The 22,757-nt window shown below is 69.6% G+C and carries 25 protein-coding genes; 20 read left to right on the forward strand and 5 right to left on the reverse strand.

Features of this window, described 5'->3' with window-relative positions:
* The first annotated feature begins 14 nt into the window (after window positions 1–14).
* Both ACAG20_RS17980 and ACAG20_RS17985 read left to right on the forward strand, forming a co-directional pair.
* Window positions 15–353 (forward strand): cupin domain-containing protein, encoded by a 339-nt coding sequence (locus ACAG20_RS17980; RefSeq protein ID WP_112687033.1) that lies wholly within the window; start codon window positions 15–17, stop codon window positions 351–353.
* 74 nt (window positions 354–427) lie between these two features.
* Window positions 428–1,315: an NAD(P)H-dependent flavin oxidoreductase gene (locus ACAG20_RS17985; protein ID WP_370493574.1), complete on the forward strand. Its 888-nt coding sequence runs from the start codon at window positions 428–430 to the stop codon at window positions 1,313–1,315.
* Here ACAG20_RS17985 and ACAG20_RS17990 read toward each other — a convergent pair.
* Complete coding sequence (locus ACAG20_RS17990; protein WP_370493544.1) at window positions 1,312–2,025, reverse strand: helix-turn-helix transcriptional regulator; 714 nt, start codon at window positions 2,023–2,025, stop codon at window positions 1,312–1,314. The genes ACAG20_RS17985 and ACAG20_RS17990 overlap by 4 nt on opposite strands.
* A gap of 94 nt (window positions 2,026–2,119) precedes the next feature.
* On the opposite strand from ACAG20_RS17990, the gene ACAG20_RS17995 reads away from it, so the two are divergent.
* A complete protein-coding gene (locus ACAG20_RS17995; RefSeq protein WP_112688632.1) occupies window positions 2,120–2,572 on the forward strand; it encodes a DoxX family membrane protein in 453 nt (150 codons plus the stop codon).
* A gap of 72 nt (window positions 2,573–2,644) precedes the next feature.
* Here the strand turns inward: ACAG20_RS17995 and ACAG20_RS18000 are convergent, their stop codons facing one another.
* The gene (locus ACAG20_RS18000) at window positions 2,645–3,142 is read right to left on the reverse strand and encodes a DUF1990 family protein (protein ID WP_370493545.1); all 498 of its coding nucleotides are present in this window, start codon (window positions 3,140–3,142) and stop codon (window positions 2,645–2,647) included.
* Window positions 3,143–3,207: 65 nt separating this feature from the next.
* Here ACAG20_RS18000 and ACAG20_RS18005 point away from each other — a divergent pair, with 65 nt between their 5' ends.
* The 8 genes from ACAG20_RS18005 to ACAG20_RS18040 all read left to right on the forward strand — a co-directional run bounded on the left by ACAG20_RS18005 (window position 3,208) and on the right by ACAG20_RS18040 (window position 11,363).
* Window positions 3,208–3,822, forward strand: coding sequence for a PaaI family thioesterase (locus tag ACAG20_RS18005; RefSeq protein ID WP_370493546.1), 615 nt, complete (start codon window positions 3,208–3,210; stop codon window positions 3,820–3,822).
* A 91-nt stretch (window positions 3,823–3,913) separates the two neighbouring features.
* Window positions 3,914–5,962 (forward strand): threonine--tRNA ligase, encoded by a 2,049-nt coding sequence (gene thrS / locus ACAG20_RS18010; protein ID WP_370493547.1) that lies wholly within the window; start codon window positions 3,914–3,916, stop codon window positions 5,960–5,962.
* Window positions 5,959–6,531 (forward strand): HIT domain-containing protein, encoded by a 573-nt coding sequence (locus ACAG20_RS18015; RefSeq protein ID WP_112688622.1) that lies wholly within the window; start codon window positions 5,959–5,961, stop codon window positions 6,529–6,531. Before thrS ends, ACAG20_RS18015 begins: the two co-directional genes overlap by 4 nt.
* Window positions 6,528–7,190: a phosphatidylinositol phosphate synthase gene (gene pgsA / locus ACAG20_RS18020; protein ID WP_112688620.1), complete on the forward strand. Its 663-nt coding sequence runs from the start codon at window positions 6,528–6,530 to the stop codon at window positions 7,188–7,190. The genes ACAG20_RS18015 and pgsA overlap by 4 nt, the downstream gene beginning before the upstream one ends.
* 17 nt (window positions 7,191–7,207) lie before the next feature.
* Window positions 7,208–8,131, forward strand: a complete 924-nt coding sequence (locus ACAG20_RS18025) for a phosphatidylinositol mannoside acyltransferase (RefSeq protein ID WP_370493575.1) — start codon at window positions 7,208–7,210, stop codon at window positions 8,129–8,131.
* Complete coding sequence (locus ACAG20_RS18030) at window positions 8,131–9,255, forward strand: glycosyltransferase family 4 protein (RefSeq protein ID WP_112688616.1); 1,125 nt, start codon at window positions 8,131–8,133, stop codon at window positions 9,253–9,255. The genes ACAG20_RS18025 and ACAG20_RS18030 overlap by 1 nt, the downstream gene beginning before the upstream one ends.
* Window positions 9,256–10,302, forward strand: a complete 1,047-nt coding sequence (locus ACAG20_RS18035; protein ID WP_370493548.1) for an NUDIX hydrolase — start codon at window positions 9,256–9,258, stop codon at window positions 10,300–10,302.
* Between the two features lie 47 nt (window positions 10,303–10,349).
* Window positions 10,350–11,363: an alcohol dehydrogenase catalytic domain-containing protein gene (locus ACAG20_RS18040; RefSeq protein ID WP_370493549.1), complete on the forward strand. Its 1,014-nt coding sequence runs from the start codon at window positions 10,350–10,352 to the stop codon at window positions 11,361–11,363.
* A gap of 12 nt (window positions 11,364–11,375) precedes the next feature.
* Here ACAG20_RS18040 and ACAG20_RS18045 read toward each other — a convergent pair whose 3' ends face one another.
* Complete coding sequence (locus ACAG20_RS18045; RefSeq protein WP_112689124.1) at window positions 11,376–12,161, reverse strand: Coq4 family protein; 786 nt, start codon at window positions 12,159–12,161, stop codon at window positions 11,376–11,378.
* Between the two features lie 58 nt (window positions 12,162–12,219).
* On the opposite strand from ACAG20_RS18045, the gene ACAG20_RS18050 reads away from it, so the two are divergent.
* The 4 genes from ACAG20_RS18050 (at window position 12,220) to pdxT (ending at window position 15,311) form a co-directional block, all read left to right on the forward strand.
* Window positions 12,220–12,873 carry a TetR/AcrR family transcriptional regulator gene (locus ACAG20_RS18050; protein ID WP_112689122.1) on the forward strand — a complete coding sequence of 218 codons (654 nt, stop codon included), beginning with the start codon at window positions 12,220–12,222 and terminating at the stop codon, window positions 12,871–12,873.
* Between the two features lie 72 nt (window positions 12,874–12,945).
* Window positions 12,946–13,863 carry a pyridoxal 5'-phosphate synthase lyase subunit PdxS gene (gene pdxS / locus ACAG20_RS18055; protein WP_370493550.1) on the forward strand — a complete coding sequence of 306 codons (918 nt, stop codon included), beginning with the start codon at window positions 12,946–12,948 and terminating at the stop codon, window positions 13,861–13,863.
* A gap of 9 nt (window positions 13,864–13,872) precedes the next feature.
* Window positions 13,873–14,718, forward strand: a complete 846-nt coding sequence (tesB, locus tag ACAG20_RS18060) for an acyl-CoA thioesterase II (RefSeq protein WP_112689120.1) — start codon at window positions 13,873–13,875, stop codon at window positions 14,716–14,718.
* Window positions 14,715–15,311 (forward strand): pyridoxal 5'-phosphate synthase glutaminase subunit PdxT, encoded by a 597-nt coding sequence (gene pdxT, locus ACAG20_RS18065; RefSeq protein WP_112689118.1) that lies wholly within the window; start codon window positions 14,715–14,717, stop codon window positions 15,309–15,311. The genes tesB and pdxT overlap by 4 nt, the downstream gene beginning before the upstream one ends.
* 7 nt (window positions 15,312–15,318) lie before the next feature.
* Here pdxT and ACAG20_RS18070 read toward each other — a convergent pair whose 3' ends face one another.
* Entirely contained in the window at window positions 15,319–17,250 is a 1,932-nt protein-coding gene (locus ACAG20_RS18070) for a cellulase family glycosylhydrolase (RefSeq protein WP_370493551.1), read from the reverse strand.
* Window positions 17,251–17,390: 140 nt separating this feature from the next.
* Here ACAG20_RS18070 and ACAG20_RS18075 point away from each other — a divergent pair, with 140 nt between their 5' ends.
* From ACAG20_RS18075 to ruvB, 5 genes are all read left to right on the forward strand, one after another.
* Window positions 17,391–18,146 (forward strand): YebC/PmpR family DNA-binding transcriptional regulator, encoded by a 756-nt coding sequence (locus tag ACAG20_RS18075; RefSeq protein WP_112689343.1) that lies wholly within the window; start codon window positions 17,391–17,393, stop codon window positions 18,144–18,146.
* 5 nt (window positions 18,147–18,151) lie between these two features.
* Complete coding sequence (locus ACAG20_RS18080; RefSeq protein ID WP_112689341.1) at window positions 18,152–18,961, forward strand: sulfotransferase; 810 nt, start codon at window positions 18,152–18,154, stop codon at window positions 18,959–18,961.
* A gap of 99 nt (window positions 18,962–19,060) precedes the next feature.
* Window positions 19,061–19,618, forward strand: a complete 558-nt coding sequence (ruvC, locus tag ACAG20_RS18085; protein WP_112689339.1) for a crossover junction endodeoxyribonuclease RuvC — start codon at window positions 19,061–19,063, stop codon at window positions 19,616–19,618.
* Complete coding sequence (ruvA, locus tag ACAG20_RS18090) at window positions 19,615–20,205, forward strand: Holliday junction branch migration protein RuvA (RefSeq protein WP_370493552.1); 591 nt, start codon at window positions 19,615–19,617, stop codon at window positions 20,203–20,205. Before ruvC ends, ruvA begins: the two co-directional genes overlap by 4 nt.
* A 92-nt stretch (window positions 20,206–20,297) precedes the next feature.
* Window positions 20,298–21,383, forward strand: coding sequence for a Holliday junction branch migration DNA helicase RuvB (gene ruvB, locus ACAG20_RS18095; RefSeq protein ID WP_370493576.1), 1,086 nt, complete (start codon window positions 20,298–20,300; stop codon window positions 21,381–21,383).
* A gap of 10 nt (window positions 21,384–21,393) precedes the next feature.
* Here the strand turns inward: ruvB and gabT are convergent, their stop codons facing one another.
* Window positions 21,394–22,740, reverse strand: a complete 1,347-nt coding sequence (gabT, locus tag ACAG20_RS18100) for a 4-aminobutyrate--2-oxoglutarate transaminase (protein ID WP_370493553.1) — start codon at window positions 22,738–22,740, stop codon at window positions 21,394–21,396.
* Window positions 22,741–22,757 lie beyond the last annotated feature (17 nt).

The raw sequence follows: 22,757 nt of genomic DNA on the forward strand, positions 1-22,757 counted from the left end.
AGTAAGGATTACCGATGGAATCGACTTCGCTGATCGCGTTGGCCGACGAGAAACTGGCCGAGGCCCGGCAGCACCACAGCGGGCGCTCGGCCCACACCGTCTACGGCGGATCGGTGCACCATCTGCGTCAGACCCTGGTGGCACTTCGGGCCGGCGAGGCGCTGGCCGAACACGACAGCCCGGGGGAGTCCACCCTGCAGGTGTTGCGCGGCCGGGTGCGGCTGACCGCCGGTGACGACGCCTGGGAGGGCTCGGCGGGGGAGATCGTCGGCATCCCGCTGACCCGCCACGCGCTGGAGTCGCTGGAGGACTCGGTGGTGCTGCTCACCGTGGCCAAGAGCGCCGCGCACTGAGCGTTCCGGCAGCGCGGCTCGGCACGCCCTGGTCGCTGGGGGCGGGGCTGCGGGTGCCCATCGTCAACGCGCCGATGGGAGGGGTGGCCGGCGGACGGCTGGCCGCTGCGGTCACCGCCGCCGGCGGGCTGGGCATGATCGGAATGGGCAGCACCGCCACTGCCGCGTCGTTGGCCACCGAGGTGGCCCGGGTCGGACCGGCGAGGTTCGGAATCGGCTTGGTGGACTGGGTGATCCGCGACCAGCCGGACCTGTTCGACGCCGCGCTGGCGGCCCGCCCCGCGCTGCTTTCGGTCAGCTTCGGCACCGACCTGTCCTGGGTCGAGCGCGCCCACGCGGTCGGAATCCGCACCGCCACGCAGGTCTACGACGCGGAGGAGGCCCGGCGCGCACAAGACGCCGGGCTGGACGTGGTGGTGGCCCGCGGCGCCGAGGGTGGTGGACACGGGCAGACGAGGCTCGCGACGCTGCCGCTGCTCGACGCCGTGCTGGACGCCGTGACGGTGCCGGTGCTGGCCGCCGGAGGGGTCGCCTCGCCACGCAGTCTGGCCGCGGTGCTGGCCGCCGGAGCCGCCGGCGCCTGGCTGGGGACCTGTCTGTCGGCTTGTCCTGAGGCACTGACCGGCGACGCGGTCCGGCGCGCCTTGATCGCGGCGGCCGGCACCGACACCGTGACCACCCGGGTGTTCGACATCGGCCAGCGGCTGGGCTGGCCGGCGCAGTTCCCATCGCGGGTGTTGCGCAACGAGTTCGCCGGCCGCTGGGCGGGGCGCGAGGCAACGCTGGCCGGCGACGAGCACGCGATCGCGGAGCTGGCGGCCGGTATCGCCGCCGAAGACCAGCGGATCGCTCCGGTCGACGCCGGCCAGGGCGTGGGACTGCTCAGCGCGAGCCGTCCGGTGGCGGTGGTCGTCGATGAGCTGTGCGCCGGGGCGCAGCGACTGTTGGCCCGCTGGGGCTAACCGGGGGCGGGACGCTCACCGGCGGTCAGCACAACACAGCACCGAGACGGATCGGGCGCCAGGCGGGCCCGCGGGCAGTACGGCATCAGCGCATCGGCGACGCCGCTGATCAGCGCGAGATTCATGGTGCAGGCCAGTTCTGTCTGGGACTGGGCCAGTGCGTGAAACGGGCAGTTGGCCAAATACACCTCGCCGCTGCCGTCGTCACGCGGCTCGTAGCCGTGGTCGGTGAGCACATCGGCGGCCAACTCGAGGGCGGCGGCGGCGTCGGCCGGTGGTCGGTCCGCCGTGGCAGCCCTCCCGAGTTCGCGGCCGTAATCCCGGGCCCGTCGGTCGAGCGCCTGGATTGCCGGTGTGCCGGTACGGGCGGATTCGGCGATCGCATCGGCCATCAACCGGCCCGCCAGTTCATATTCCCGCGGCGGCAGGCTCACCGCGATCTCGCTCGGGGAGCGCCGGTAGCGCTTCGATGGGCGGCCGGCGCCGGGACCTGAGCGACCGGTCAACCGGGCATAGTCGCTCACCAGCAGGCCGTCGGCCTCCAGTCGGTCCAGATGGAACTTGGCCTGATGGCGGGCAATCCCGGTGGCCGCGGCAGCCTCGTCACGGCTGACCGGGGCGGCTTGGGAGGCGACGAATCGATACAGCTCGCGACGAACCGGATCCGCGAGGGCACCGATCCCGGTCATGTTGCGGTCCAGATTGGCCATCGGCAGCAGGTTTCTATCGGAGAAAGGTCTTGACGTTAGATTCAGGTCGTTCTAACGTTCAAAATATTGATATTTAGAAGCGAGGAGGATGTTCATGAGTGCCACCAATCTGGGCTCACCTGCCCTTTCGGAGCGGTTGAAGGACCCGGTGTTCGAGGCGTATTTTCTGCTGCGAACGCTGTTCACGGTCGCCCCGATCCTGTTCGGTCTGGACAAGTTCTTCAATCTGCTGACGCACGTCCCCGGAGGCGCGGGCCCGAGCCACTGGGACAAGTACCTTGCCGGCTGGATCAATGACATCCTGCCAGGCAACGGCGACCAGGCCATGTACCTGATCGGCGTCATCGAGATCGTCGCCGGGGTCCTGGTCGCGGTCGCGCCGCGGATCGGCGCCTGGGTGGTGGCGGCGTGGCTCGCCGGCATCATCGTCGACCTGCTCACCTTGTCCGGCTACTACGACGTCGCGCTGCGGGACTTCGGTCTGCTGGTCTCCGCCGTGGTGCTGGCACGGCTGGCCCAGGCCGTGCATGTCCGTCGTGTGACCTGACGCCGCCCCAGTCCAGCTCGCGGCCGCGCCACGGCCCACCGGACCGCGGCGCGGTCGCGCCATATCGGGACGTCAGATCGCCCGCAGATAACGCCTGGCGATGACGCGCTGCGCCGCCGAAGCCACCGGTCCGGCTGCCCTGATCCACCACGTGGCGGGCCGGGAGAACGCCCGCACCTGTGCGTGGACCGTCTCGTCGGCGGGGTCGTAGCGCACCGAGAACAACTCCTCACCGGATTCGGGGTGTCCCGGCAGGGTGCCGTAGGCGAAGCCGCGGCGATCGGGCTCGGACACCACGTAGACCACCCGGCACGGTGCGCTGAGCAAACCCATCCGCACCACCACTGTCGCGCCCACCGTGGCGACGTCGCTGTCGGCCCGCACCCCCAGACCGGCGCCGCGCTGCATTCCCCAGTGCAGCACCGCCTCGGCCGCCTGCTCGAACCGCTGCCGGCCGCGGCCGATCGGGGCGGCGTGTTCCAGATGCTGATACCCCGCGGGCAGCGCCCCGGCGGTGGCGCCCACCTCGGCGTAGGTCAGCGGTAGGTCGCGCAGTCTGCTCAAGTCCACCGCACCAACCCTGCCATCGCGGGCGTGGCGTACACCCGGTAATCACCTGAACGTTAAATAGACGCGTGACAGCCACACATGCCGGCGGCGGATTCAACCCGCCCGAACCGACCCAGAAGGGCGGGCCGGACTACGGCCGGTTCCTCGAGACGATGCGTGCGCTGCAGGACCACGCCCGAGCCGCCGACGCCCCGGACGAGGTGTTCAGCCGGGCCGCCGACGCGCTGCAGGACGTCTGCGACCTGTTGGCGCCGTTCGACGGCGACGAATGGTCCTCGCCGTCGGGGCGCCGGCTGGATCTGCCGATGCGCGGCAACCTGCTGGCGGTGCCGATGAAGCTCAGCAGGACCGAGGACGGCCGGCTGCGCGGCTGGGCCCGATTCCGGCGCTTCCACCTGGGCCGCAACGGCGCCGCGCACGGTGGCGCCATCGGCCTGCTGTTCGACTCCGTGCTGGGAACCGCGTCGTGGCTGCTGACCGGCGGGCCCTACCAGCGCACCGCCTATCTGCATGTCAACTACCGCAACATCGTCCCGATCGACAAGGAGCTGCAGGTCGAGGCGTGGATCAGCCGGACGGAGGGGCGCAAGATCTTCGTCGGGACCTCGCTGCGTGACGGCGATACGGTGCTGGCCGACGGCGAGGCGCTGTTCGTGGTGCTCAAGCCCGGCCAGCCGTGACGGCGGCGTACTCCCGAGCGGTCGGTCACGACAGCCCCGATAGCATGGTCGCGGACGTTCGACCACCTCGCATCCCCTTGGAGACCACCCCATGAGCGCGCCCGCACCGATCCGGGTTCCTGCCGGCACCACCGCCGCCGATGCGGTGCGCGCGGCGGGCCTGCCCAGCCGGGGGGCGCCGGATGCGATCGTCGTGGTGCGCGACGCCGAGGGCAAGCTGCGCGACCTGAGCTGGATTCCCGACGCCGACGCCGAGGCGACCCCGGTGCCGGCCGACACCGAGGACGGCCGCAGCGTCATCCGGCACTCCTGCGCGCATGTGCTGGCCCAGGCCGTGCAGGACTTGTTCCCGGGCGCCAAGCTCGGCATCGGCCCGCCGATCACCGACGGCTTCTACTACGACTTCGACGTGCCCGAGGCCTTCACCCCGGAGGACTTGGAAAAGCTCGAGAAGCGGATGCGGGCGATCATCAAAGACGGTCAGCTGTTCGCCCGGCGGGTCTACGAGTCCAAAGAGGCCGCCCGCGCCGAGTTGGCCGGCGAGCCCTACAAGCTCGAGCTGGTCGACGACAAATCCGGCGACAGCGACATCATGGAAGTGGGTGGCGATGAACTCACTGCCTACGACAACCTGAATCCCCGTACCCGGGAACGGGTTTGGGGTGACCTGTGCCGCGGCCCGCACATCCCGACCACCCGCTTCATCCCCGCGTTCAAACTCACCCGCTCCTCGGCCGCCTATTGGCGCGGCGATCAGAACAACGCCAGCCTGCAGCGCGTCTACGGCACCGCGTGGGAGTCCCAGGAGGCCTTGGAGCGTCACCTCGAGCTGATCGAGGAGGCCCAGCGACGCGATCACCGCAAGCTGGGCGTCGAGCTGGACCTGTTCAGTTTCCCCGACGAAATCGGTTCGGGCCTGCCGGTTTTCCATCCCAGGGGCGGGATCATCCGCCGTGAGCTGGAGGACTACTCGCGGCGCAAGCACATCGAGGCCGGCTACCAGTTCGTCAACACCCCGCACATCACCAAGTCGGCGCTGTACGAGACCTCCGGTCATCTGCAGTGGTACTCCGAGGGCATGTACCCGCCGATGCACATCGACGCGGAGTTCGCCGAGGACGGCACCGTTCGCAAGCCCGGCCAGGACTACTACCTCAAGCCGATGAACTGCCCGATGCACCACCTGATCTTCCGGTCGCGGGGGCGCTCCTATCGGGAACTTCCGTTGCGGCTCTTCGAGTTCGGCAGCGTCTACCGCTACGAACGTTCCGGTGTGGTGCACGGGCTGACCCGGGTGCGCGGCATGACCCAGGACGACGCACACATCTACTGCACCCGGGAGAGCATGCGCGAGGAGTTGGCCTCGCTGCTGCGCTTCGTGCTCGACCTGCTGGCCGACTACGGCCTGGACGACTACTACCTGGAGCTGTCCACCAAGGACCCGGAGAAGCACGTCGGCTCCGACGAGGTGTGGGAGGAGGCGACCGAGACGCTGCGTGAGGTCGCCGAGGCGTCCGGGCTGACACTGGTGCCCGACCCGGGCGGCGCGGCGTTCTACGGCCCCAAGATCTCGGTGCAGGTCAAAGACGCCCTCGGCCGCAGCTGGCAGATGTCGACCATTCAGCTCGACTTCAACATGCCCGACCGGTTCGAGTTGGAGTACACCGCAGCCGACGGCACCCGGCAGCGTCCGGTGCTGATCCACCGGGCGTTGTTCGGCTCGATCGAGCGATTCTTCGGTGTGCTGACCGAGCACTATGCCGGAGCCTTCCCGGCCTGGCTGGCGCCGGTGCAAGTGGTCGGCATCCCGGTGGCCGACCAGCACGTGGGATACCTGGAGGAGATCGCCGCGCAGCTGCGCAGCCACGGGATACGGGTCGAGGTGGACGCCAGCGACGACCGGATGCCCAAGAAGATCGTCAACCACACCAACGCGCACGTGCCGTTCATGCTGCTGGCCGGCGACCGCGACGTCGACGCCGGGGCGGTCAGCTTCCGGTTCGGCGACCGCACCCAGATCAACGGTGTGCCCCGCGATGACGCGGTCGCGGCGATCGCCGGCTGGATCGCCGCGCGGGACAACACCGCGCCGACCGCGGAGACGGTCAAGACGAGCCTGAAGGCGGGCGAAGCGACATGACCGGCGACCAGGGCGGTGAGGACGGGATCGTCGACACCGGCGCCGGTGACCCCGACCGGTTGGAGCGGCTGTGGACCCCCTACCGGATGACCTATCTGGCCGAGGCGCCGCTCAAACGTGCGGCGTCCGGGTCGGCACGGTCCACCAGGCCGTTCACCGACATCCCGAATATGTCCGATGAGGACGGACTGGTGGTGGCGCGCGGCGAGAACGTCTATGCGGTGCTCAACCTCTACCCGTACAACCCGGGCCACCTGATGGTGGTGCCCTACCGGCGGTTCTCGGAATTCGAAGACCTCACCGAACCCGAGGCCGCCGAACTGATGACGTTCATCCAGAAGGCCATCCGGGTGATCAAGGCGGTGTCGCGTCCGCACGGGTTCAACGTCGGCCTGAACCTGGGCGAGTCGGCCGGTGGTTCGCTGGCCGAGCATCTGCACGTGCACGTGGTGCCCCGCTGGGGCGGCGACGCGAACTTCATCACCATCGTCGGCGGCTCCAAAGTGATCCCGCAGTTGCTGCGTGACACTCGCCGGCTGCTCGCCGACGAGTGGGCGCGACAGCCATGAGCAGGCTGCCGTTCCTGTCGCGGGCGAGGTTCGCCGGTATCACCACGCCGGTGGCACGGGCCTTCCTGCGGGCCGGGCTCACCGCCGACGTCGTCACGATCATGGGCACCGCCGGTGCGGTGCTGGCCGCACTGACACTGTTCCCCACCGGCCAATTGTTCGCCGGCACGCTGGTGGTCTGGTTCTTCGTGCACTTCGACATGCTCGACGGGGCGATGGCCCGGCTGCGCGGCGGCGGCAGTGCGTTCGGCGCGGTCCTGGACGCCACCTGCGACCGGATCAGTGACGGTGCGGTGTTCTGCGGGCTGGCGTGGTGGGCGGCGTTCGGTCTCGACAGCGCCCCGCTGGTGGTCGCCACGTTGATCTGCCTGGTGACCTCGCAGGTGATCTCCTACATCAAGGCGCGTGCCGAAGCCAGCGGGCTGCGCGGCGACGGCGGTTACATCGAACGCCCGGAACGGCTGATCATCGTGCTGGTGGGTGCCGGCCTGTCCGATCTGCCGGTGTACCCGCTGCCGTGGGCGCTGCATGTGGCGATGTGGCTGCTGGCGGTGGCCAGCCTGATCACCTGCGCGCAGCGGCTGCACACCGTGCGCACCTCACCGGGCGCGGTGGAGCCCCGGCCGGAAGCCGACGGCGAGGGAACCGCCGGATCGTGACCTTCATCCCGAGCGGTCTGCGAGTTCCCGGGCTGAGCCAACTGGACGCCTGGGCCACCGATGCCGGGTTCGCCGCAGGCTGGATGATGGTACGCGCGTTGCCGGAATTCGTCGCCCGCAACGCATTCGACGCCGGCGCCTTGTTCGCGGCCCGCGGCGGGGGACCCGAGCAGCTGCGCAAGAACCTGGCCCGGGTGCTGGGCGTGGCGCCGGCTGAGGTGCCGTCGGGGCTGATGCGGGCTTCGCTGGCGTCGTACGCCCGGTACTGGCGCGAGGCGTTTCGGCTGCCCACCATGGACCACGCCGAGCTGGCACGCCGGCTGCACGATTCGGTGCAGGGCCAGCAGCACATCGAAGCCGCATTGCGGGCCGGGCGCGGCGCGGTGCTGGCGTTGCCGCACAGCGGCAACTGGGACATGGCCGGGGTCTGGCTCGCCCAGACCCACGGCGGGTTCACCACCGTCGCCGAGCGCCTCAAACCCGAGTCGCTCTACCGGCGCTTCCTCGACTTCCGGGAAAGCCTGGGTTTCGAGGTGCTGCCACTGTCCGGCGGCGAACGCCCGCCGTTCGAGGTACTGGCCGACCGTCTGAGTGCCAATGGACTGGTCTGCCTGATGGCCGATCGCGACCTGACCCGCAACGGGGTGGCGGTCGAGTTCTTCGGTGAGACCACCCGGATGCCGGCCGGGCCGGCCAAACTCGCTGTTGCAACCGATGCGGCCCTGCTTCCGGCGCACTGCTGGTTCGACGGCGCGGGCTGGGGGATCCGGATTCATCCGCCGCTGGAGTGCGGCAGCGGTGACGTCGGGGTGATCACCCAGGCGCTGGCCGACACGTTCGCCGAGGGCATCGCCGCATACCCGCAGGACTGGCACATGATGCAGCCGCAGTGGGTGATCGATCTGCCTGAATCGCGACGGGCGCACCTGGGGGAGAGCTGATGCGGATCGGCATGGTCTGCCCCTACTCGTTCGACGTGCCGGGCGGGGTGCAGGCCCATGTGCTGCAGTTGGCCGAGGTGCTGCGGGGCCGCGGGCATGAGGTCAGTGTGCTGGCGCCGGCCTCACCGCATGTGGAGCTGCCCGACTACGTCGTCTCGGCCGGCAAGGCCGTCGGGATCCCCTACAACGGCTCGGTGGCCCGGCTGCAGTTCAGCCCGGCCGCGCACCGCAAGGTCAAGAAGTGGCTCATGCGGGGCGATTTCGACGTGTTGCACCTGCACGAGCCGAATGCCCCCAGCCTGTCGATGCTGGCGTTGAACGTCGCCGAGGGCCCGATCGTGGCCACCTTTCACACCTCCACGACCAAGTCGTTGACGTTGAGCGTGGCCCAGGGCCTGCTGCGGCCGATGCACGAGAAGATCATCGGCCGCATCGCGGTCTCGGACCTGGCGCGCCGCTGGCAGATGGAGGCGCTCGGATCCGACGCGGTCGAGATCCCGAACGGGGTCGACGTGGCCGCGTTCGCCACGGCGCAGCCGCTGCCCGGCTATCCCCGAACCGGCCGTACGGTGTTGTTCCTCGGCCGCTACGACGAACCCCGCAAGGGAATGGCGGTGCTGCTGGCGGCGCTGCCGGCGCTGGTCGAGAAATTCGCCGACGTCGAGTTGCTGATCGTCGGCCGCGGGGACGAGGCCGAATTGCGCAGCAATGCGGGCACATTGGCGAAACATCTGCGGTTTCTGGGTCAAGTCGATGACGCCGAGAAGGCATCGGCGCTGCGCAGCGCCGACGTTTACTGCGCACCGAACACCGGCGGGGAGAGCTTCGGCATCGTGCTGGCCGAGGCGATGGCCGCCGGCGCGGCGGTGGTGGCCAGCGACCTGGATGCCTTCCGCCGGGTGCTGCGCGACGGACAGGCGGGCCGGCTGGTGCCGGTCGACGACCACGCGGCGCTGGCCGCGGCCCTGATCGAGGTGCTCGACGACGATGCGCTGCGGGCGTCGTATGTGGCAGCGGGCAGCGAGGCGGTACGGCGCTTCGACTGGTCGGTGGTGGCCGATCAGATCATCCGGGTCTATGAGACGGTCGCCGGCGTCGGCCGCAAGGTCTCGGTGGGCGAGTAGATGGGCCCGACGATCCTGGGTACCGTGCTGGTGCTGGTCGCCGTGGCGCTGCTGGCCGCCACGGTGGGCTGGGCCTACCAGACCGCCAGCCGGCTCAACCGGCTGCACGTACGGTGCGACCTGTCCTGGCAGGCACTGGACGCGGCCCTGGCGCGCCGTGCCGTGGTGGCCCGGGCTGTCGCGTTCGAGGCATACGGCGATGCGCTGACCGGGCGGCGGCTGGCCGCCGTGGCCGACGCCGCCGAGCGAGCGTCACGAGACGCCCGTGAGACGGCCGAGAACGCGTTGTCCGCCGAACTGGCGATGGTCGACACCGCGTCGCTGCCGCCGGCGATGATCGCCGAGCTGGCCGACGCCGAAGCGCGGGTGCTGCTGGCGCGCCGGTTCCACAACGACGCGGTGCGCGACACCGTGGCGCTGCGGGAGCGCCCGCTGGTTCGGGCGTTGCATCTGGGCGGAACCGCCCCGATGCCAACGTATTTCGAGATCGTCGAACGGGCCGGAATGGTCGCTTACGGCGACCACGGCGTCCTGGGCCCGCGCGTCTCGGCGCGGGTGGTGCTGCTCGACGACACGGGCTCGGTGCTGCTGCTGCGCGGCCGCGACCCGGCCCTGCCCGACGACGCCGAGAATCCCGCACCGCGCTGGTGGTTCACCGTCGGCGGCCAGGTGTTGCCCGATGAGCCGCTGGCCGACGCGGCGGCGCGCGAACTGCACGAAGAGACCGGGCTGACGGTCGACCCCGCGGAGCTGGTCGGGCCGATCTGGCGCCGCGACGCGGCCTTCCAGTTCAATGGCGACCGGATCGACAGCCAGGAGTTCTTCTTCGCCTATCGCACCACCCGGTTCGAACCGTCCGGCGCCGGTCGCACCGGACTGGAGCAGCGTTACCTGCACGGTCACCGCTGGTGCGATGCGGCCACGATCGCCGAGCTGGCCGCCGGCGGCGAAAAGGTCTACCCGCTGCAACTCGGCGAGCGGCTCGCCGAGGCCGCCCGGCTGGCCGATTCGGCCGATGGGCAGCCGGTGCTGCGCCGCATTTCTTGACCGCTCGGGCCCTGGCTGCCCGGATTGCGGCGGAATAAGCTCGGGCAATGCCAACTCATCGCGCTGTTCAGGTGCCATCGGCCGGTGCGCCGCTGAGCCTCGTCGACGTCGACACCGCCGCGCCGGGACCCGATCAGGTCAGGATCAACGTCGCGGCCTGCGGTGTCTGCGGCACCGACCAGGGCATTGTCGGTGGCGGGTTTCCCGGCGTCAGCTGGCCGTTGACCCCCGGGCATGAGATCGCCGGCCGGGTCGCCGAGCTCGGCTCGGCCGTGACCGGCTGGGCCGTCGGCGACCGGGTGGCGGTGGGATGGTTCGGCGGTCACTGCAACCACTGCATCCCCTGCCGCAAGGGTGATTTCATCCACTGCGCCGACGGGCAGGTGCCGAGCCTGCACTACCCGGGCGGCTACGGCGAATCGGTGACGGTGCCGGCCAACGCGCTGGCGCGGATCCCCGACGGGCTGTCCTTCGTCGAGGCGGCGCCGATGGGATGTGCGGGGGTGACTACCTATAACGCGCTGCGCTGCACCCGGGCGCTGCCCGGCGACCGCGTCGCGGTGCTCGGCGTCGGCGGGCTGGGCCACCTGGGCGTGCAGTTCGCCGCCGCCATGGGATTCGAGACGATCGCGGTCGCTCGCGGCGCCGGGAAGGGCCAGGACGCCCGCGCGCTGGGCGCCCACCACTACATCGACTCCACGGCAGGCGACGTCGCGGCCGCGCTGCGCGCGCTCGGCGGGGTGTCGGTGGTGCTGGCCACCGCCGCCAATTCGCAGGCGATGGCCGATACGCTGGGCGGCCTGGTGCCGCGTGGCGAACTGGTCATCATCGGTGTCACCGCAGATCCGCTGCCGATCGCCCCGGTGCAGTTGATCGGGCCGGGGCTCAGCGTGTCCGGTCACCCGTCGGGCACCGCCCGCGACGTCGAGGAAACCATGGCGTTTGCGGTGCTGTCGGGGGTGCGGGCCCGCATCGAGGAGCGGCCGCTGGCCCAGGCGGCCGAGGCATACGCCGCCATGGCACAGGGCCGGGCCCGCTACCGCATGGTCTTGACGATGTGACCTGTCACCGGCTCACGCCGAGAGGCCCGCGTCGTAGTCCCACCGGGTGGGTGGCGTCATTCCCGGCGGCATCCACCCGATGAACAGGTGCCCGTCGCGATGCGCGCGGGCGGTCGGCTCGATTCCCAGCAGTTCGCGCACCTCGGCGAGCGGCTTGTCCAGCAGCTCTTCATAGGGGGCGGCCATCAGGTTGTCGGCGCGTTGCCCCCGACGGACCGCCTCACGGAAATAGCGCAGCTTGCGGCGTGGGGAGGCGGGGATCAGGGGCCCCAGCAATCCGAGGGTGAGCGCCTTGAGCGCACCGGAGGGCTCCATCTGGCCGCAGTGGAAGCCGAGGTTGCCGAACTCTCCGCCCATGTCCGGACCGTAACCACCGAGGGTGTGGAACATGTCGTGCAGGGCGGTGCCGCGCCGCATCATGTAGAAGAAATCGTCATCCCAGCCGCGGCGTTCGGCGATCGGCCGGATCACGGTGTCCACGTCGAACACGCCGGCGTCGAGCCGGTTGGTGCGCAGAAAAGACCGGTAGGCGTGGCCCAGCGATCCCGCCGGCAGCGAAGCCAGGTGGTCGTCGTCGCCCAGCAGCGCCAACAGATCGGGCTTCTCGGAGAACAGCTTCCGGCCGTTGGGATGTGCCCGCAGCTGGTGGTAGCTGCGCGCCAGGATCGGAGCCGCCAGGCCCACGATCAACTCGAAGGCGGAGCCCCCGTTCTTGCCCGGGTTGGCCAGCAACCGCCACGAGCCGAAGACTGCCGCCCAGTCACGCTGCTCGGGTACACCAGTAAGCGTTGCGGCCATGCGACGATCCTTTCACCGGATGCCTCGATAATAGACATTTGAATGGAGATGTCCATATATGTCAGCGAAGACGGCCCGCGGCCGAGGCAGGCCACCCGGTGGTGGCAATCCTCCCGAGCACGCTCGGGAGTTGCTGCTCGACGCCGCGGAACGGTCGTTTGCGCGCCGGGGCTACCGCGCGTCGACGATGCAGGTCATCGCGCGGGACGCCGGCTACACCCGCGCGGTGATCTATCGGCATTTCGGCAGCCGGGACCAGCTGCTGGACGCGTTGGTGGTGCGGGTCGCCGGACGCAAAATGGCCGCCATCGCCGCCCGGCTCGAGACCACCACCGACCCCGGCGAGCTGGTGACCGAGTCACTGGTGATCGTGGCCACCGAAGTCGGCCAGGACCCCCTGCTGCGGGTGATCTCCGAGCACACCGACGAGGGCAACGTCGCCGCGATGATCGCCCGGTCGGCAACCCTGAGCGAGGTGCTCGCCGGGCAGTTCGAGATGGGATTTCACCAGGCGGGCGACAAACTGCGCGCCGGCCTGCGCCCCGGCGACGCCGCCCGCTTCGTGTTGTCGGTCGCGCTCGGGTTGCTGCTGGGGCTCGTTCCCGGCGCCGACGACGCCGAACAGGTCCGCCGGTATGTGCAGGTGTTCGTGCTCCCCGCGCTGGTCGCCGATCCGTCGCCGGCCGGGCCGGTGTTCACCGCGCCGGGGTAACAAGCGGGAAAACCGGTGGCGTCGGCCCACTACACTGAGCGGGTATCAGTGGCCAGCAAGGAGAAGCATTCAGTGGACAGCGCGGCGCAGAACGGTTCGGCACCCGGCGGGCAGACGGGTACTGCGCGAGTAAAGCGCGGCATGGCCGAGATGCTCAAGGGCGGCGTCATCATGGACGTCGTCACCCCCGAACAAGCCCGGATCGCCGAGGGGGCCGGCGCCGTCGCGGTGATGGCGCTGGAGCGGGTGCCCGCCGACATTCGCGCTCAGGGCGGGGTGTCGCGGATGAGCGACCCCGACATGATCGAGAGCATCATCGCCGCGGTCACCATCCCGGTGATGGCCAAGGTGCGTATCGGGCACTTCGTCGAAGCGCAGATCCTGCAAAGCCTCGGAGTGGACTACATCGACGAGTCCGAGGTGCTCACCCCGGCCGACTACAGCCACCACATCGACAAGTGGCAGTTCACTGTTCCGTTCGTGTGCGGGGCGACCAACCTCGGTGAGGCGCTGCGCCGGATCACCGAGGGCGCGGCCATGATCCGCTCCAAGGGCGAGGCCGGAACCGGCGATGTCTCCAACGCCACCACCCACATGCGTGCCATCGGCGGCGAGATCCGCCGGCTCACCTCGCTGTCTGAGGACGAATTGTTCGTCGCGGCAAAGGAACTGCAGGCGCCTTACGAACTGGTCGCCGAAGTCGCCAAGGCCGGCAAGCTGCCGGTGACGCTGTTCACCGCCGGCGGCATCGCCACCCCGGCCGATGCGGCGATGATGATGCAACTCGGAGCAGAGGGGGTGTTCGTCGGGTCCGGCATCTTCAAGTCCGGTGACCCGGCGGCGCGGGCCGCGGCCATCGTCAAGGCCACCACCTTCCATGACGACCCCGACGTGCTGGCGCGGGTTTCGCGGGGCCTGGGCGAGGCGATGGTCGGCATCAACGTAGAGGACATCGCCCAACCGCACCGGCTTGCCGAACGCGGCTGGTAGACGTTCCCCGTGGCGATCGAAGAGATCCTCGATCTCGAGCAACTCGAGATCAACATCTACCGCGGTAGTGTGTTCAGTCCGTTCTCGGCCGACAACCAGCGCACCTTCGGCGGGCACGTCGCCGGGCAGGCGCTGGTGTCGGCGGTGCGCACCGTGGACCCGAAGTTCCGGGTCCATTCCCTGCACGGCTATTTTCTGCGGCCAGGGGATGCCAAGGCGCCCACGGTTTTTCTGGTCGAACGCGTGCGTGACGGCGGGTCGTTCTGTACGCGGCGGGTCGATGCGGTGCAGCACGGCGAGACGATCTTCAACATGTCGGCGTCGTTCCAGAGCGAGCAACGCGGTATCGAGCACCAGGATGCGATGCCCGACGCGCCCGTGCCCCAGGACCTGCCCGACATCGCCGCCATGAAGGCGTTCGACGACGAGGGTTTCAAGGCATTCGCCGAGTGGGAGCTGCGCCGGGTGCCGCGCGAGCTGTTACCGCACGTTCCGGGCAAGGTCGCCGAACAGCAGGTCTGGTTCCGCCACCGCGATCGACTTCCCGACGATCAGGTACTGCACATCTGTGCGCTGGCCTATATGAGCGACCTGACGTTGCTGGGCTCCGCCTGGTCGATCCACCCCGCCGACCGCGACCACCTGCAGGTGGCCTCACTGGACCATGCGATGTGGTTCATGCGCCCCTTCCGGGCAGACGAGTGGCTGCTCTATGACCAGTCGTCGCCGTCGGCGAGCGCCGGCCGGGCACTGACCCAGGGCAAGATCTACAACCAGGCCGGGGACATGGTGGCGGCCGTCATGCAAGAGGGGCTGACCAGATACCCGTCCGGATACACCCCCGCCGGTCAGTGAGCGGCCCGCGCATCGGCGTGCTCGCACTACAGGGCGATGTGCGCGAACACCTCGCCGCAGTTGCCGGCGTCGGCGCAGAGCCGGTGCCGGTGCGTCGCCGTGCGGAACTCGACGCCGTCGAGGCGCTGCTGCTTCCCGGCGGGGAGTCGACCACCATGAGTCATCTGCTGCGCGAACTGGAACTGGTCGATGTGCTGCGGGCGCGGCTGGCCGAGGGGATGCCGGCCTACGGATCTTGTGCGGGAATGATCCTGTTGGCGAGTGAGATCGTCGATGCCGGCGCTGAGGGGCGTGCCGCCATCCCGTTGGCCGGTATCGATATGACGGTGCGGCGCAACGCTTTCGGACGACAGGTCGACTCCTTCGAGGGTGACGTAACCTTCGCCGGACTGGCCGAGCCGGTGCATGCGGTGTTCATCCGGGCGCCCTGGGTGGAGCACGTCGGACCCGAGGTGCAGGTGCTGGCCGAGGTCGCCGGGCATCCGGTCGCGGTGCGGCAGGGCGGCGTGCTGGCCACCTCGTTTCACCCGGAGGTGACCGGTGATCGCCGAATCCACCGGCTGTTCGTCGACATCGTCGCCGGGCGCGCCTGATCGGCCGTCAGCCGGCGGGGCGCACCGTGACGCTGACGGTGCCGGCCCCGGGATCTGATGCGATCGTCAACACCGCGGCGTTGGGGCCCGACACCACGTGACCGCCGGTGACACTCACCTGATAGCCGTTCGGATATTCCATCGCCGGCGTCGAGATCGTGGTGATCGAGCCGGCATCGAAGCTGCCCAGGCCGTCGACCCGGTCGGTGGTGTAGCGGAACTGGAAGGTCCCGGTTGTCGGGTCGAACGACCAGGAACCCGGGGTGCCCGAGATCGCCTGCGGGTACGGGGTGGCCAGCGCTGCCAGTTTCTCGGTGTCGACGTTGTCGCCTCTCGGCGGCTGGGCGGGGTCGGCGACCAGCCAGCCGTTGCCGCCGCCGGTGGTGGTGATGTCGCCCTTGTCGCTGTACTCCCACTCGGCCCAGCCGATGCGGTTCGCATCGGCGATCCGCAGCATGTCGCTGATGTGCGCGTAGTCGTTGGTCGCGCCGAATTCCGTCAGGAGCACCGGGATGTTGTGCGCGTTCCCGTAGGCCACCGCATTGGTCGCGCTCTGAGCGCCGAGTCCCAGGCCGGGCAGGAAGCTGTCGGCGTAGTCGTGGAATGACAGCACGGTGTTCGGGTCGTCGACGGTGCCCAGCGTCAGCGGCAGCCCGTTGGTGGTGAGCAGATCCGGTTCGAAGTACACCGGCGTGCTCGGGTCGACGGCCCGGATGGCGGCGTCGACCTGGTTGTAGAACGGTGTCAGTATTCCGGTCCCGAAGTAGCTACCCAGCCCGTAGCTGCCGCCCCAGGGTTCGTTCATGATCTCGTAGCCGGCGACATTCGGATTACCGTTGAAGTAATCGGCGACGTACTCCCACATCTGCGCGTAATGGTTGGACAGCCCCATGCCGTCGGGGGCTTCGGCGTTGGACCACAGCGCATCCCAGGCGTTGTACTGCGCCGGATTGAAGAAGTAGTCGTACGGGAAGCCCAGGCTCGGGTTGGGCAGCCCGCCGGTCTGGGTGGCCCACTCCGGTGCGCCCTCGCCGCCGAACACACTGCTGTAGCCGTCCTGGTGCATGTCGAGGATGACGCGGATGCCATGGCGCGCCAGCGTCTGGACGGTCTCGTCGATGGTGTCCAGGTAGGACCGGTCGAAGACGCCGGGCTGGGGTTCCACACCGGCCCAGATCACGCCCAACCGCACCACATTGAAGCCGTTGTCGGCCAAGAACTGTGCGTCGTCGTCGCCGAAGCCGATGGCTGACGGCGCGAACGGCGCGATCTTGTACACCTCGTTGAGGCCGTGCAACATCACCGCCCGGCCGTCGCTGTCGGTGATCCAGGTGCCGGTGCTGTCGAGTCCGCCGGTGGTCACGACCGGCGGACCGCTCGTCAACGTGCCGAATGCGCCGACCGCGCCGTGGCTGCCGAGCAGCCCGCCGGTGCCGCCTGCTCCGCCGAGGGCGGGCAGGCCGTTGAGCGTGTCGCCGTCGCCGGCGTTGCCCCCGTCGCCGCCGATGCCGAAGAGGCTCAACGCCGCCCCGCCGTCCCCGCCGGCCTGACCGGCGCCGGTGGCATCCCAGCCGTCGCCGCCGTCGCCGAACCACAATCCGCCGGCGCCGCCGTTGGGGTTCGCCGCCGTTCCCGCGTCGCCGTCGCCGATCAAATACAGCCCGAAGATCTGGTTGATGGCGGTGTCGATCTGCTGGCCGAGGTCGCTGTGGATCCAGTCCTCGATGCCGTCGTGGATCGGGTCGACGACCAGCTGCCGGAACGCCGTGTCGGCGGCCGCAGACCACATGTCCGGGTCGAACCAGGCACCGACGTCGACATCGTCGGCGCGAGCGCCGGGCGCACCGGCCAGCGTGGTCAGCCCGGCGGCGACCAGCACCCCGACCGTCGTTGTGAAGCCGGCGACCCGGCCATGGCGTGTGGAGCGGGTATCGGGCATCGAGACCTCCACGCAATTGTGACCCAGCTCATAGTAAACGGCCGGCACCGCCCGCAAAGGTGCTCGTGCCGGAGCGTCGAGGCCGTGGCCGTAGACTTGTCGGGCGGACTTCTCTCCAGCCACAGTTAGGTAGGACGGCTATGAGCGGCCATTCCAAATGGGCCACCACCAAGCACAAGAAGGCCGTCATCGACGCCCGCCGCGGCAAGAACTTCGCCCGGTTGATCAAGAACATCGAGGTCGCGGCGCGCGTCGGTGGCGGTGACCCGTCGGGCAACCCCACGTTGTATGACGCCATCCAGAAGGCCAAGAAGAACTCGGTTCCCAACGACAACATCGAGCGGGCGCGCAAGCGCGGCGCCGGTGAGGAAGCCGGCGGCGCGGACTACCAGACCATCACCTACGAGGGCTACGGACCCAACGGGGTGGCGGTGCTCATCGAGTGCCTGACCGACAACCGCAACCGCGCCGCCAGCGAAGTGCGCGTGGCGATGACCCGCAACGGCGGCACCATGGCCGACCCGGGCTCGGTCGCCTACCTGTTCAGCCGCAAGGGCACGGTCACGCTGGAGAAGAACGGCCTGACCGAGGACGACGTGCTGACCGCGGTGCTCGATGCCGGCGCCGAGGACGTCAACGACCTGGGCGAGAGCTTCGAGGTGATCTCCGAGCCGGGCGATCTGGTGGCGGTGCGCACCGCGCTGGTCGACGCCGGCATCGACTACGACTCGGCCGAGGCCAGCTTCCAGCCGTCGGTCAGCGTCCCCGTCGACGTCGAAGGCGCCCGCAAGGTGTTCAAGCTGGTCGAGGCGCTCGAAGACAGCGACGACGTTCAGAACGTCTGGACCAACGTCGAGCTGTCCGATGAAGTGCTGGCCGCCCTCGAGTCCGAGTAGCGCCGGTGGCGACGATTCATTTCATCTCGGGTCTGCCCCGGTCGGGCTCGACGCTGCTGGCCGCGCTGCTGCGGCAGAACCCACGATTCGAAGCCGGGATGTCAGGCCCGCTGGCCGGATTGTTCGGCGCCCTGCTCGGCGAGATGAGCGCCCGCAACGAGTTCTCGGTGTTCATCGACGACGCCAAGCGGGAGCGCATCCTGCACGGGCTGTTCGACAGCTTCTACGCCGACTGCCCCGCCGACGTGGTCTTCGATACCAACCGGGGGTGGTGCGGCTGGATGGCTGCGGTCTCGCGGCTGTTCCCGGATGCCAAGGTGATCGCCTGCGTGCGGGAGTTGCCGTGGGTGGTCGACAGCATCGAACGGCTGATCCAGCGCAACGTGTTCACGCCGTCGTCGATCTTCGGCTTCAACCCCGGCGGCACCGTCTACACCCGCGCCAACGGCGTGGTGGGACAAGACGGCATGGTCGGCGCGGCCTACGACATGCTCAAACAGGCCTGTTTCGGCGCACAGCGCGACCGGCTGCTGGTGGTGCAGTACGAGACGCTGACCGCCGACCCCGCCCGCACCATGCGGGCCATCTACGACTTCATCGGTGAGCCGATGTTCGAGCACAGCTTCGACCACATCGACTACGACGTCACCGACTTCGACGAGCGGGCCGGCACGCCGGGGTTGCACACCGTGCACAGTGAGGTCAGGGCGCAGCCCCGCGAGACCATCCTGCCCCCGGACCTGTTCAAGCGGTTCGTCAACGACGCGTTCTGGCGCGACCCGGCCGCCGTCCCGGCGGGTTTGCGGGTGGTGTGACGGCGGCCGGATCCGCTGCCGCCCCGCGTGTCCTGCCCGCGACTGTCGCCTGCACCCGCTACTGTTCGAACAGATGTTCACTACGGTAGGGAGCTGGCGGTGCGGGTGATGGGTGTCGACCCCGGGCTGACCCGCTGCGGGTTGTCGGTGGTGCAAGGCGGCAGCGGACGCCAGGTCGTCGCCCTGGACGTCGACGTGGTGCGCACGCCGGCCGATCAGCCACTGCCGCAGCGGCTGCTGACGATCAGTGATACCGCCGAGCACTGGCTGGACACGCACCGCCCGGATGTCGTCGCCGTCGAGCGGGTGTTCTCCCAGCAGAACGTCTCCACGGTGATGGGCACCGCCCAGGCCGGCGGGGTGATCGCACTGGCGGCCGCCCGCCGTGGCATCGACGTGCATTTCCACACGCCCAGTGAGATCAAGGCCGCGGTGACCGGCAACGGCTCGGCCGACAAGGCGCAGGTGACGGCGATGGTCACCCGAATCCTCGGATTGCAGCAGAAGCCCACACCCGCCGACGCGGCTGACGCGCTGGCGCTGGCGATCTGCCACTGCTGGCGTGCCCCGATGATCGCGCGGATGGCCGCCGCCGAGGCAATGGCCGCCGAGCAGCGGCGCCGCTATGCCGCCAAGCTCAAGGCGGCCCGGGCATGATCGCGTCGGTTCGTGGCGAGGTCATCGACATCGCACTCGACCATGTGGTGATCGAGGCGGCCGGGGTCGGCTACAAGGTGATGGCCACTCCGGCGACGCTGTCGACGCTGCGTCGCGGCACCGAATCCCGGTTGATCATCGCGATGATCGTGCGCGAGGACTCGATGACGCTGTACGGGTTCCCCGACCCCGACGCGCGGGACCTGTTTCTGACGCTGATCGGGGTGTCGGGGATCGGGCCCAAGATCGCCCTGGCGGCGCTGGCGGTCTACGACGCGGCCGCGCTGCGCCGGGTGCTGGCCGACGGCGACGTCACGGCGCTGACGCGGGTGCCCGGGATCGGCAAACGTGGCGCCGAGCGCCTGGTGCTGGAACTGCGCGACAAGATCGGACCGGTGGCGGCCCCCGACGGGGCCGTGTTCAACGGCCATGCGGTGCGCGCACCGGTGGTGGAAGCCCTTGTCGGCCTGGGGTTTGCGGCAAAGCAGGCCGAAGACGCCATCGACAAGGTGCTGGCTGAGTCCCCGGACGCCAGTACGTCCGACGCGCTGCGCACCGCACTGAGCCGGCTGGGGAAGACCAAGTGAGCGGTTCAGCGAGCCGCGACGGGGGAGAGGCGAAGCTGGGACCGCCGCAGGAACCCGGCGGTTCAGCGAGGCTCGACGGAGGAGAGGCGAAGCTGGGACCGCCGCAAAAACCCGGCCCGGCTGATGACCGCGAGGTGTCGCCGGCGTTGACGGTCGGCGAGGGCGATGTGGATGCGGGCCTGCGCCCGCGCAGCCTGGCCGAATTCATCGGCCAGCCCCGGGTGCGCGAGCAGTTGCAGCTGGTGATCGAGGGCGCCAAGAACCGTGGTGGCACACCGGATCACATCCTGCTGTCGGGTCCGCCCGGGCTGGGAAAGACGTCGCTGGCGATGATCATCGCCGGTGAACTGGGCAGTTCGTTACGGGTGACGTCGGGGCCCGCGCTGGAACGTGCCGGCGACCTGGCTGCGATGTTGTCGAATCTGGTCGAGCACGATGTGTTGTTCATCGACGAGATCCACCGCATCGCCCGGCCCGCCGAGGAGATGCTGTATCTGGCGATGGAGGATTTCCGGGTCGACGTCGTGGTGGGCAAAGGCCCTGGGGCGACGTCGATCCCGCTGGAAGTGGCGCCGTTCACGCTGGTCGGGGCGACCACCCGATCCGGCGCGCTGACCGGCCCGCTGCGGGACCGGTTCGGGTTCACCGCGCACATGGATTTCTATGAGCCGGCCGAACTGCAGCTGGTGTTGGCGCGATCGGCGACGATCCTGGGCATCGAGCTCGGCGATGAAGCGGGCGCCGAGGTTGCGCGGCGCTCGCGGGGCACCCCGCGGATCGCCAACCGGCTGCTGCGCCGGGTGCGGGACTACGCCGAGGTGCGCGCCGACGGGGTGATCACCCGCGACGTGGCCAAGGCAGCGCTGGCCGTTTACGACGTCGACGAGCTGGGGCTGGACCGGCTCGACCGGGCGGTGCTGGCGGCGTTGACCCGAAGCTTCGGCGGCGGCCCGGTCGGGGTGTCCACCCTGGCGGTCGCGGTGGGCGAGGAAGCGGCCACCGTGGAGGAGGTCTGCGAACCGTTTCTGGTGCGTGCCGGGATGATCGCGCGCACGCCGCGGGGCCGCGTCGCGACGCCGGCGGCCTGGACGCATCTGGGCATGGTCCCGCCGGCCGGAGCCGCCGGGCTGGGGATACCGCCCGGCTACGGGGGGCAGGGACTGTTCGACACCGACTGAACGGCCCCGGTTACAGCTTGCCCAGCTCGCCGGCCAGCACGTCCAACCCCTCGGCCAGCAGTTCGTCGCTGATGGTCAGCGGCGGTAGCAACCGCAACACATTGCCGAACGTGCCGCAGGTCAACACGATCACGCCGGCCCGGTGGCAGGCCGACGCCAGCGCCTTGGTCAGCTCCGCATCCGGTTCGGTGCTGTCACGCCGTACCAACTCGACGGCGATCATGGCGCCGCGGCCGCGAACATCGGCGACGCGGCCATCGCCGGCCTGCAGCCGGCCCAGTCTCTCGAACACCAGTCGCTCGATCTGCCGGGCGCGTCCCACCAGATCGTCGGCTGCCACGGTGGCGAACGCCCCCAGCGCCGCCGCACACGCCAGCGGGTTACCGCCGAAGGTCCCGCCCAGGCCGCTGACGTGGGGAGCGTCCATGATCTCGGCACGGCCGGTGACTGCCGCCAGCGGCAGCCCGCCACCGATGCCCTTGGCGGTGCAGATCAGGTCGGGCTCGATGGGTTCGTGTTCGCAGGCGAACATCGCCCCGGTGCGCGCGAACCCGGTCTGCACCTCGTCGGCGATGAACACCACGTCGTTGTCGCGGCACCATGACAACAGTGCGGGCAGGAATCCCGGTGCCGGAACGATGAACCCGCCCTCGCCCTGGATCGGTTCGATGACCAGCGCGGCCAGGTTGTGGGCGCCGATCTGGTTCTCCAGGACCGCGATGGTGCGCTCGGCGGCCCGCTCGCCGTCGCTGCCCAACTCTTTGTCGATCAGGGCGTCACGGTAGGGGTAGGAGGTCGGTGCGCGGTAGATGTCGGGCGCGAACGGCCCGAACCCGCTCTTGTACGGCATCGACTTGGCCGTCAGTGCCATCGTCAGGTTGGTGCGGCCGTGGTAGCCGTGGTCGAACGCCACCACCGCCGACTTGCGGGTGTAGGAGCGGGCGATCTTGACGGCGTTCTCCAGGGCTTCGGCGCCGGAATTGAGTAGCAGCGACCGCTTCTCATGGGCGCCGGGGGTGAGCCGGTTCAGCGCTTCGGCGACGGCCACATACCCCTCGTAGGGGGTGACCATGAAGCAGGTGTGGGTGAATTCGCCGGCCTGCTCGCGCACCCCGTCGACCACGCGCGGTGCGGCGTTGCCGACGGTGGTCACCGCGATGCCCGAACCCAGATCGATCAGCCGGTTGCCGTCGACATCCTCGACGATGCCCCCGCCGGCGCGGGCCGCGTAGACCGGCAGCGTGCTGGCCACGCCGCGAGCGACGGCCGCCGCGCGGCGGCTTGCCAGCCGCACCGAACCGGGGCCGGGAATCTCGGTGGCCAGGTGACGGCTCTGCTGCAAGGGCAATACAGACATGGGCTGTCTCCTCAGCG

Origin of the sequence: Mycobacterium sp. pW045, from assembly GCF_041287085.1 — a bacterium.
In the GTDB taxonomy this organism is placed as follows: Bacteria; Actinomycetota; Actinomycetes; order Mycobacteriales; family Mycobacteriaceae; genus Mycobacterium; species Mycobacterium algericum_A.

Coding starts and splice junctions, on each gene's coding strand:
- ACAG20_RS17985 (WP_370493574.1), top strand. CDS start 428: ATGGGAGGGGTGGCCGGCGGACGGCTGGCCGCTGCGGTCACCGCCGCC.
- ACAG20_RS18075 (WP_112689343.1), top strand. CDS start 17,391: ATGAGCGGCCATTCCAAATGGGCCACCACCAAGCACAAGAAGGCCGTC.
- pgsA (WP_112688620.1), top strand. CDS start 6,528: ATGAGCAGGCTGCCGTTCCTGTCGCGGGCGAGGTTCGCCGGTATCACC.
- ACAG20_RS17995 (WP_112688632.1), top strand. CDS start 2,120: ATGAGTGCCACCAATCTGGGCTCACCTGCCCTTTCGGAGCGGTTGAAG.
- gabT (WP_370493553.1), bottom strand. CDS start 22,740: ATGTCTGTATTGCCCTTGCAGCAGAGCCGTCACCTGGCCACCGAGATT.
- ACAG20_RS18030 (WP_112688616.1), top strand. CDS start 8,131: ATGCGGATCGGCATGGTCTGCCCCTACTCGTTCGACGTGCCGGGCGGG.
- ACAG20_RS17990 (WP_370493544.1), bottom strand. CDS start 2,025: ATGGCCAATCTGGACCGCAACATGACCGGGATCGGTGCCCTCGCGGAT.
- ACAG20_RS18040 (WP_370493549.1), top strand. CDS start 10,350: ATGCCAACTCATCGCGCTGTTCAGGTGCCATCGGCCGGTGCGCCGCTG.
- ACAG20_RS18045 (WP_112689124.1), bottom strand. CDS start 12,161: ATGGCCGCAACGCTTACTGGTGTACCCGAGCAGCGTGACTGGGCGGCA.
- ACAG20_RS18070 (WP_370493551.1), bottom strand. CDS start 17,250: ATGCCCGATACCCGCTCCACACGCCATGGCCGGGTCGCCGGCTTCACA.
- ACAG20_RS18050 (WP_112689122.1), top strand. CDS start 12,220: ATGTCAGCGAAGACGGCCCGCGGCCGAGGCAGGCCACCCGGTGGTGGC.
- ACAG20_RS17980 (WP_112687033.1), top strand. CDS start 15: ATGGAATCGACTTCGCTGATCGCGTTGGCCGACGAGAAACTGGCCGAG.
- ACAG20_RS18015 (WP_112688622.1), top strand. CDS start 5,959: ATGACCGGCGACCAGGGCGGTGAGGACGGGATCGTCGACACCGGCGCC.
- thrS (WP_370493547.1), top strand. CDS start 3,914: ATGAGCGCGCCCGCACCGATCCGGGTTCCTGCCGGCACCACCGCCGCC.
- ACAG20_RS18035 (WP_370493548.1), top strand. CDS start 9,256: ATGGGCCCGACGATCCTGGGTACCGTGCTGGTGCTGGTCGCCGTGGCG.
- ruvA (WP_370493552.1), top strand. CDS start 19,615: ATGATCGCGTCGGTTCGTGGCGAGGTCATCGACATCGCACTCGACCAT.